The organism is Oleiphilus sp. HI0043 (assembly GCF_001634935.1).
In genome coordinates this window covers 1-8318 of record NZ_LWEY01001334.1, presented here as the reverse complement: position 1 = coordinate 8318, position 8318 = coordinate 1, and the positions used below count along the sequence as shown (strand labels likewise).

The 8318-nt window shown below is 38.3% G+C and carries 11 protein-coding genes; 3 read left to right on the top strand and 8 right to left on the bottom strand.

Annotated features, from left to right (window positions below; genetic code table 11):
• Positions 1-25: 25 nt before the first annotated feature.
• The 5 genes from A3729_RS17880 to A3729_RS17860 form a co-directional block, all read right to left on the bottom strand.
• Positions 26-535: a hypothetical protein gene (locus A3729_RS17880; protein ID WP_068634151.1), complete on the bottom strand. Its 510-nt coding sequence runs from the start codon at positions 533-535 to the stop codon at positions 26-28.
• Positions 536-765: 230 nt separating this feature from the next.
• Positions 766-1038, bottom strand: coding sequence for a DUF3144 domain-containing protein (locus tag A3729_RS17875; RefSeq protein ID WP_068634150.1), 273 nt, complete (start codon positions 1036-1038; stop codon positions 766-768).
• Between the two features lie 14 nt (positions 1039-1052).
• On the bottom strand, positions 1053-1307 hold the full coding sequence (locus A3729_RS17870; RefSeq protein WP_068634149.1) for a hypothetical protein: 255 nt from the start codon (positions 1305-1307) through the stop codon (positions 1053-1055).
• Positions 1304-1648, bottom strand: a complete 345-nt coding sequence (locus A3729_RS17865; protein ID WP_068634148.1) for a hypothetical protein — start codon at positions 1646-1648, stop codon at positions 1304-1306. The genes A3729_RS17870 and A3729_RS17865 overlap by 4 nt, the downstream gene beginning before the upstream one ends.
• A 244-nt stretch (positions 1649-1892) precedes the next feature.
• Positions 1893-2282, bottom strand: a complete 390-nt coding sequence (locus A3729_RS17860; RefSeq protein WP_068634147.1) for a hypothetical protein — start codon at positions 2280-2282, stop codon at positions 1893-1895.
• Positions 2283-2710: 428 nt separating this feature from the next.
• Between A3729_RS17860 and A3729_RS17855 the strand changes: the two genes are divergently transcribed.
• Entirely contained in the window at positions 2711-2896 is a 186-nt protein-coding gene (locus A3729_RS17855) for a carbon storage regulator (protein ID WP_068634146.1), read from the top strand.
• Positions 2897-2966: 70 nt separating this feature from the next.
• Here A3729_RS17855 and A3729_RS17850 read toward each other — a convergent pair whose 3' ends face one another.
• A complete protein-coding gene (locus A3729_RS17850; protein ID WP_068634145.1) occupies positions 2967-4394 on the bottom strand; it encodes an MvaI/BcnI family restriction endonuclease in 1428 nt (475 codons plus the stop codon).
• 90 nt (positions 4395-4484) lie between these two features.
• Positions 4485-5867: a DNA (cytosine-5-)-methyltransferase gene (dcm, locus tag A3729_RS17845; protein ID WP_082880419.1), complete on the bottom strand. Its 1383-nt coding sequence runs from the start codon at positions 5865-5867 to the stop codon at positions 4485-4487.
• Positions 5868-5953: 86 nt separating this feature from the next.
• On the opposite strand from dcm, the gene A3729_RS17840 reads away from it, so the two are divergent.
• Positions 5954-7084, top strand: coding sequence for a hypothetical protein (locus A3729_RS17840; RefSeq protein ID WP_068634144.1), 1131 nt, complete (start codon positions 5954-5956; stop codon positions 7082-7084).
• Entirely contained in the window at positions 7084-7515 is a 432-nt protein-coding gene (locus A3729_RS34650) for a very short patch repair endonuclease (RefSeq protein ID WP_068634143.1), read from the top strand. The genes A3729_RS17840 and A3729_RS34650 overlap by 1 nt, the downstream gene beginning before the upstream one ends.
• Before the next feature lie 86 nt (positions 7516-7601).
• On the opposite strand, the gene A3729_RS33215 is transcribed toward A3729_RS34650, so the two are convergent.
• Positions 7602-8318 (bottom strand): hypothetical protein (locus A3729_RS33215; protein ID WP_197475901.1); only part of this gene is annotated, 717 nt, incomplete at its 5' end.

The window sequence follows — 8318 nt, the reverse complement described above, 5'->3', positions numbered from 1 at the left end:
TCTCTTACCGCCTCCTATTCAATTATTAAAAATTAACAGAGGCGACAACTATCCTGACACAGGGGGTTTTCAGGAAAATGGCTTCTTGCTCGCTATCTATGGGATTAAGGGAAATTACGGTATGTATATTGGCAACTTCTCGTTTCACGACTAGCATGGCAATCGCATTAAAAGTATCTTCATCACCAGAATATTCGAAGTGTTCCCTCATTTTCACCAGCAATCTGGATGTCGGTTCGCTATTGAGTTTGACGACTTCGGCATTGAACATTTCTTCCCCCTCTTCAGATAAAAGAAGAGGATTTAATGTTCTGGAGAAGTGCTTTATTGTTTTGTCATAGACATTCACAAGTTGCCTATGTGCTCTAGCTTTGTCAGTCTTTTGTACAGTTTCTAGGAACTTGCTTGAAGCAGCCGCAGTGGATGCGATAAGAATATCTACTACACGAGGTAGATCTGCATCGGGTTCATATGTTCTAACAACTTGAACACACTCATTAATTATATTTTCTTGTATTACTGTATATTGATTCATTTACTAGACCTCATATAAATATTTATGCTTTATTGGAGGCAAACGAATCCCTTAGCCATCATCCGGCCAAAAAATCACCTCCAATTATTTTCTTAACTAAATTTCTCACGCTCGTTCTCTTGAGAATGTTGCGATTATTATTTGGTGGTGGCAGTACCCACCAATTTCTTACTCATTTAAAAGTTACACCAAGTCGATATACACCTCCTTTACTTTCTTGGTTATTCCAATTAGCGACTGCTGTTCTCAATAATGATATCTACATGCGTTTCAAACATTGATTTGTATACACTTGTGTATCCCTTAGTCGCATCAGCCTTTCTATAGGCTAAACAATCACAATTACTACTAGCTTCTAATGCGTTAACTCTCGCAGCAGAGTATTGAATCGCAGAACTTACAAGACGCTCGTCGTATTCATCTGAGCTACTTATAAATTCGGCAATAGCCAAAAACATTTCTACAGCATCATCAAACAATCTACTTCTTTCATCATTTACCATGATTTTCTCCTCCTCTATTTTTGTTTTGTTAGCTCGTCCCATTTACCACCCCAGTCCATAATTAACTTAAGTGAACCTTCAGGGTCGTCGTGATCCCATGGCCCCCAATACCTTTTCCTTATCGGTTTTTTAAGTCTGCAATGGTCAAACCCTACATCCATAAAAGACACAAACGCATAATCTTGACCAACGGCTGTGTTAAAGATAATTCGGCACATCAAATGCCCAGAGTCGTAAACTAAGTTTTCAGTATCGTTAATTACTTTCATAAACGACCCTCCGATAATCTATTACTTAGACTCTCTCCAATGATTGTTCCAAAGTGGGTTATTGCTCTAATCTGAATTAGATCTTCTTTCGAGAAATCCAAAAATGAAAAGGTTTTATTGACGGAATCGAGCGCCATAATCGTTGCGTATTTTTGAGTTGGTGTAAGCTCTACAAAAAATGATTCATTTTGCTGATTGAATTGAGGGTCACTTAAATTTTGAGCATTGAGCTTAAAGATTTGTGCTAACTGATTCTGGCCAAAGCTTGCAAGACAGTCACTCACATTAATCACGTACTTGAACGCACCTGATAGAATATTATTGGTATGTTTGTTGGTCATATATTATTCCTCGAATAAAGCTAATTTCATTTATTGGAGGCAAACGAATCCCTTAGCCATCATCCGGCCAAAAAATCACCTCCAATTGTTTTGTTGCTTAACATCTTCACGCTAGTTCTCAACAGAATTTTGCGATTATTTTTAATGAGCTAATTGCTAGCTCTCTATCAATTTTATGTATCTATAAATGTTATTTCGTATAATCTTCCTCCCTATTTTTTATGTGAACCCAGTTAAGATCAATTTAAAAGCCAGCCTGATAATCAGCTCCAACAACATTTAAGTTCGGAATTCTGAACCAATCGATAGCAGTAAAATCTTTCTGCTCTTTAGTTCGAAGTCTAGGGATTAGTCTGGCGTGAGGCATCCCCCAGAAGTCAGCTACTTCTCTCATAACCTTTTCGAACTCTGAGTTATCTAAGCTATCCAATTTCGTGGCTAAACTGATATCCGAACAATTGAAACCATGATGCCTTAAGTCACCTAATTGAATAATCTCAAAAACGTTCGATACAATGTGCTGTTTCCAGTCTGCATAATCTATGCGATAGCCTTGCATATCATTTGGACAGGTTGAAAACGCATTTAGCGCATCACAAACAGCAATAAATTCTTCTTTGTTTAATGTATTCATATATTTCCCCTAATTTTTAGTATTTAATGTTTGTAAACTACAGGCACAAAAAAACCGCCTCGTATTTGGGCGGTTCTTATTTCGAAATGAATATTTTACGCAGGCGCAAAACGTCACCCGGAGCCTTTAAACTCCGACTTAAAACATAAAGTTTTCTTGTTAAAACTCATATATAGTACAATCATAATGGCCTATTAATGATCATATTAAGCTCAAAATAAGATCTCGCAATATTAATTTGCGATTTCCGTCTCATAATTGTACTTCTTAGGTGCATACCCGGTCAATACCCAAAAGCCACTTTTTTCAATTTATTTGGAAATAATCTACATTATCTCTATTTTTAACCCAACACCCGTATTCGATCGTTAAACACCCATGCAAAACAGGTATCATTGATTCTTTTAAAAACTAAAGGATTAGTAAAAATGAAAAACGGATTCCTAAATCTTTCTCGAAAATCTGGTGAAGAAGTATTCTTGTTTGTTGGTGACACAGAAGGAAATGAAACGCAGATAAGATTGGTTGTTACTGAGGCAGAAAATGGGCAAGCCAGATTAGCATTCCAAGCACCGGCGAACGTCGATATTTGGCGCGAGGAACTGCTGGATTAGCTGCTATGCTTTGAAATATTGAACCGATAAATCAACCGGGAATTAAACTCCCGGTTATTTGTTTAGAAAATCATTCGAGTAAATTAATCAATTCTGTCTTTTCATACAAAGATTCAGACGCGGAATAAATATCATTTAAACGCCACTGAGTGCGTCGCTTGTTTCTTTTCTTATCATGCTCGTTGTACTTTGGCGCAGGATCTAAGAAAACAACACCTTCATGAATGGAGCAGATTAACCGTTCAATTGTTGTGCGATAGCACCACAATACACTGCCAGAAAATGTAACGTTTTTCTCATACCCCAAACTATATTCCGCTTGGTTTTCATTAATACCTACGGTTGCAGGCACGTAAACAACTTCATTGTGTTTCGCCCCCCATTTATTCATCAATCGCTCGATAGACCAACTAGCAGCATTATTACCAGAAGAATCCTCCAGAACGACCTGCAACCCGTTCATCTGTCGAGAGAAAGGAATTGAAACATCATACAAGCAACGTTCAGGTGTGCCAGAATTTTTCGATACAGGAAAACAGTAAACCCGCAATGTCAGGTTAGTCTTTGAGTTTGTATTGTTCACTCTATGTAATCCTGTCAGCCGGTAGTCATCACCCTTCAGGTATCCATACGTCTTCATAAACTCAGCAAAGTCTTCCTTGTACAAACCGCCATCAGGTTCAGTAGTTATTAACGATAGCTTTTTCGTAGTAAAGCACTTTAATTCGATGCCAAAAATGTCTCCGTCCTGATCTGCATTAGGAATGATTCCGCAAGCATGCTCTAGCGTATACCCATGTACTTGGGTACTTGTAAAAGGGATAGTTTCTCCAGTTTTATCGAACCTGCACCCCTTTAAAGTCTTGCCCGCCACGCTATCAGTAAGTATTTTGCGTAGTTTTTCTGAGCCTGATATGTCCAGCTCATTAATCGATAAACGCTTACATATTTTCGAGGATCCAAAAAGGGGCAGATCAATGAACTCGTTTCTAAACTCTTCGGCCGGATCAACAAGCATCATCGCAATTGCGATTCCCTTTTGAGTAGCTCCAATTACTAAATACCTAGGAAGTAGATCTTCACTCTTTGTGAACTCAACTGACATAGATTGAGGCATTTCGCCCTGCTCTGTCTGAAAACCTGATAGCCGAGCCTCAGGGTACTGGTGGTATACAATAGCTTTACATTTTTTAGTCTTATGCAAAGTGCCATCACTGCTTAGCCAATAGAATTCATTGAAGACAGCTTGAGTAATTGGTTTGCCGGGTGCAGATGCTCTTTTCGTTTGACTCGTGCTTTCAACTCTTTCACTAAAGCTCATATCAAACACGGAGTTTAGTAAGCTAGCATCATGATGAAAATAAACTTGGTTTTTGTCATTGGCGTTCTTTGGAAGCTTCTTAATCAAAGCCAAATCACAACCATGTTCTGATAAACGAGAAACGATTTCCTTGGACGAGATTAGCCCTTGATAATCGAGATGATTGAATATTGCCATACTATAAACTTTGGAAATAGTAAGACAATATTCATTCCAAGCGAGAACTTCAAGTCGAATGAAGTTCTGCGACTAAAGTAAGTAGATTGATCAGGCAGCTTTATCGGATTTATTTTTAAGGTCTACTGCCTGATATATACGACTTTTCATTAGCTCAGCTACAGCTCTAAAAACTGGTACCACCACCGAGTTTCCAAACTGTCTATATGCCTGAGTATCTGAAACTGGTATAACAAAATTGGATTCACCGGGACGATCAAATCCCATCAATCTCGCACACTCTGCGGGGGTTAATCTCCTAGGGCGACGTGCCTGATTCTGTTCGTTGAAAAAATCGTTCTCACCTAACTCTTTATCCCACCCCTGATCTATCAGAATTTCAGAACCATCTTTATGGTAACGGGCAGATAAAGTACGAGCAAAAGCATTTGGGTCATTCGGGTCAACCAATCCATACCCAAATCCATTTCCTTTAGCTTGATGTTTTTTCGCATACTCATACAAATACTCCCAAAGCCTCGGAGTAAGGGTATATTTTTTTGACATTTCTTCATCAAGCTCATCCAGAAGAGCCTTGAAGGAAGGAACAACTTTAGGGTAAGAAATATCTCTCAAAGACAACCCGTCAGACAAACCTGAGTCTCTTCTAAACCCCACTAGAACAATACGCTCTCGATGCTGAGGCAGAAACTTTTTGCCGTCGATTATCTTAGGATCTTGCACCCCGGTACCGTTAAAATCTATATCAAGAACATCGTAGCCTAAATCATCCAGTGCCTTACTAATCACTTTAAAGGTATTACCTTTGTCATGACTTTTTAAGTTCTTAACATTTTCCAGAACAAAAGCTGAAGGCTGCTTTGCTTGGATTATTCGACAGACATCAAAAAACAGTGTGCCTTGTGTTTCACATTCAAAACCATGAGCCCTACCAAGCGAGTTCTTTTTAGAGACTCCCGCTAAAGAAAATGGCTGACACGGGAAACCAGCTAACAATACATCGTGATCAGGGATTACTCTATCTATATGATCATATGCCTCTTGCTCTGCAATACTCTCATCATTTGTCAGCGTTACATCAGTAATATCTTCATTAAAGACGTGCTCATCAGGATCACAGAAAAAGTTGGCTTTATAAGTTCTTACAGAGTACTTATTCCACTCACTTGTAAAAACACATTTCCCACCAATTTCATCAAAGCCTTTTCTAATTCCACCTATTCCTGCAAACAAATCAATGAACTTGAAACTAGGGTTATCATAATGATTGGGCTTCTTTGGCAACAAATCGAGAAGAATCTGTTCTTCAGTATCAGTTAACGATTTATTGGACTTGCCCTTCAATATTCTGTTTATAGTCTCTCGACACCAATCATTTTCCGTGTGCGGGTTCAGGTGGTTAGCTATTTGTTTCTGGTCATAAATTTCGAGAATTTTGGTTAAAAGATCCAATGTCGATTTGTTGTTATTCATTCCTTGCCCTCTGGGTATTTTGAGTGACAATCATATCACTCATTTGACCCAGATAAAGAATAATTAACTGATTTTAAGAAAATATTTTGCGACTAAATATCAGAAAACTACTCGGAATTAAAAACAGGTTTTCAATAACCGTGGTAGCATCCGAATCGAACATTGATATAGGGAAGATTTTAATGACTTTAGTTACCAAGAATGAATGGGAAACATTTTGCGAACTACTTTGGAGAAATGTATTTGGTAAAGGCCCATCCACGCAGACACAACGAAAAATAACAACTACGGCAAGGGAGGATGCATTCTTTAACAAGATAATTGGAATAATACCAGAGCTAGCTCTAACTGAAGTATACGACTCCCTATCCCCTACTCCCGGAACGCTAATGGACGGAGGATGGTTTATTGCTTCAACAAAAGGAGATCTGAACCCGCTCAGCGAAAATGGTGTATATGTAACAGTTACCGAATCCCAACCAGATGTTTTCTTTGCTTTGTATAGCATGCTGAAAGAGAACGTTAAGTCTGATTTTTTCTTGCTCAAGATAAAAAGCTCAAAAATAGAAACCGAATATAGAACAAAGGACATCGCTGATATCTACGATATTTACAAGTTCGATTATAACGAATCTGGCCAGCTAAGCTTTTTTCCTTCCTCTTCAGATGAGCTATTCAAAGGCTTTAAGAAAAAGAACTACGTATCCAGCCACAATGATCCATTTTTACCAAATCAACTTTTGGAGCAGGAAGTAACATCATTACCCTCCAACCTAAATTTAAGGTCAGAAACACTATTCTCAATCTTTTATGACCGTCTATTCTATGATTTCTATCTATCAAAGCATTACGAAAAGGGCAATTCTTCGGACATTGATTGCATTACCTTTAAAAATAACGCCTTCAATCTCATCGATATAAAAAGAAAGTATCTATCAAAATCTGGGAAACTAGGTGCGAACACGGAACACATGCCATTCTTTGAGAGCCTCTGTGGATGGGAAAAGTTTAGTTGCTATTATGTAGCCAACCTCATCCCAAGGGAGCAAAGAATTGATCTTCGCCTTAGCTCAGACTGGAGATATATTGATATGAATGCCTTTGTTAACTCAAACAATATAGCTTTAGGGCGTAGCGGGCAGAATACAAACGATGACCAAGAAACAAATATGGTCAGCATTGGCGACTTCAAGAAGATAGCCCATGGTTCATCTTAATGGCAGACAAAATATCCAAAGCCAGACGAAGCCAGAACATGGCTCAAATAAAAGGTAAGAATACTACTCCTGAACTGGAGGTAAGAAAGTTCCTTCATAAACAAGGATTTAGATTTCGCCTCCATTCAAAAGATTTACCGGGAAAGCCAGATATAGTGCTCCCAAAGTACAAAACCGTCCTGTTCGTTAATGGCTGCTACTGGCACCGTCACGAAAACTGCCATCTGTGTACAACACCAAAATCAAACGTTGAATTTTGGCAGAGTAAATTCGAACAGAATATGAAACGCGATAAAAGAAACTATGAAACTCTTGATGGACAGGGCTGGAAAGCAATAATTATATGGGAGTGTGAAATTAAGAATAGAAGCTATGAGAATTGGATATCCGATACAATATCAAAAAACCTTTCTATATGTACCAACCTGTAAAGATTTGAGCATAGCTTAGATAACTGAATCGCCAAAAAGTTAAACCTATGCTCACTACTACTAAATTCTATATCGAGCTTTATCTGCTAATCAGCCCTCAAAACAACAACTTGGTCGTACGGAGTTCCCGCCGGGTTGTTATAAATGGTTGCAAGAACATCCATTGCAGTTGCATCCCATAACCCGAAATGGGGATCAAAATGACCAAACATTCCTAATGCATGAGCTATTTCATGCAAAGCATAATCTCCGCTCCATGAGCAAGTCCCATTTCCTAAGTTTACCCACCCTAGGTACTCAGAGCTAATGGCATACGATTCATCAAGCCTTAACCGATTACCACCGGCATAAGGTGCTCGTGAATAATTCCCGCAATAAGATGATGGATCAGCTCCAGAAGGTCGAAACGAAGTACCTTCTGATATAGCGATTCCATAATTCATATTATTTTCTGAAAGAAAACTTTGAAACCCATCATCATCGCCAAGTCTATTAGAATAAATTGGCTCATTGCCATCACTCGTATGATCTTTAAACACTGACAAATCATAATCAATCAAAACGATATCTTCGAAAATATCACCTAAACGATCTTCAATTTCGTTAATCGCGGAGATGATTTTTTGATCAGGTTCAACCCCACCATTTGAAACGAAATATAATGGTATTTTTGAATTGGTATCGTATCTAATAATTCCTTCACTCTGAAAATTGAAACCTAAATTCAAATAATAGGTTGAAGAGTTTGTTTGCTCGACAAAACCTAAGATATCTTCATCCGAAGCAGGAGAATCTTCCGATTC